The sequence below is a fragment of the Aphanothece stagnina RSMan2012 genome (assembly GCF_046764815.1).
Lineage (GTDB): Bacteria > Cyanobacteriota > Cyanobacteriia > PCC-6307 > Cyanobiaceae > NIES-981.
In genome coordinates this window covers 1-950 of record NZ_JBKOUC010000075.1, presented here as the reverse complement: position 1 = coordinate 950, position 950 = coordinate 1, and the positions used below count along the sequence as shown (strand labels likewise).

Annotated in this window: 2 protein-coding genes; both read right to left on the bottom strand. The window is 64.7% G+C overall.

Annotated elements, in window-relative coordinates:
• A partial coding sequence (locus ACLNEE_RS16770) for a transposase (protein WP_411424891.1) occupies positions 1-619 on the bottom strand: 619 nt, incomplete at its 3' end.
• Positions 620-643: 24 nt separating this feature from the next.
• The gene (locus ACLNEE_RS16765; RefSeq protein ID WP_411424892.1) at positions 644-844 is read right to left on the bottom strand and encodes a hypothetical protein; all 201 of its coding nucleotides are present in this window, start codon (positions 842-844) and stop codon (positions 644-646) included.
• Between the last annotated feature and the right edge of the window lie 106 nt (positions 845-950).

The following is a 950-nucleotide window of genomic DNA, read 5'->3' as shown; positions in this document are numbered from 1 at the left end:
CATCCGCTCGCTTGCGCGCACCACGGCTGCGACGTGATGCCCGCTTGCTGCGCTGCTCATCGCCACTGGCCTCGGCCTCGACTGCCTCCTGCTCCGCAGCGTCGGCCTGGTCGTTCCGTTGCACAGCCTTGGCAGCAGCCGCTTCTGCTTCCAGTTCAGCCTTGGCCTTGCGGATCCACTCCAACCGGCTGGAACGCCGCTGCAGTTCCTCGGGGAGTTGATCGCCCCGCTTGCCCTTGCCGTACCGGCCATCTTCCTGGGCGTCGATGATCTCGGCCTTGCGCAGCAGCGCCCGCATCTCACCCTCGAGCTGCCGCTCACTCTTGAGCATCCGCTCGTGGCTCATGGCCTTGTGCCTGCTGGCATTGGCTTTCAACCTGGTGCCATCCAGGGCCACCTGGCCCAGGCTCACCAGCCCTGCCTTCTGGCAGAGCCGCAGCACCTGAACAAAAAGACCGGCCAGGGCGTCGAGGTGACGACAGCGGAAGTCGCTGATCCGGCTGTGGTCAGGCTGCTGATTGCCGGTGAGAACACGGAAAGCGGCGTCCTCCCAGCAGGCCTTCTCGATCTTGCGGGAACTGGGGATCCCGACGCAGTAGGCGTACAGGAGCAGCACCACCAACCGCTGCGCGGAAGACTTCGTCTACATCCGCGGCTCATACGCCTTCTCACCGCGAGGATCCTTCTGGCGGTAGTAGGCGTGGATCTCGCCCAGATCCAGCTCAGCGGCCAGATCCAACAGGAAGAACACCAGGTGGTTCTCCGGCAGCCACTCCACCGGCGATGGCGGCAGCAGCAGGGTCTGCTCGGGGTTCCAGGGGCGGAAGGACTTGGGCTTGACCATGCCCCATTCTCGCCTCCAGATCCATTGCAGTCACTGGGTTCTGGGCAGATTCAGCGGTGGCTGGGGAAAGGGGGCGTGCGGGCTTATGCGCGACACGCTTCTAGTG

Excerpts from the sequence above, each read along its gene's own strand:
- ACLNEE_RS16765 (WP_411424892.1), bottom strand. The coding sequence starts at position 844 with ATGGTCAAGCCCAAGTCCTTCCGCCCCTGGAACCCCGAGCAGACCCTG.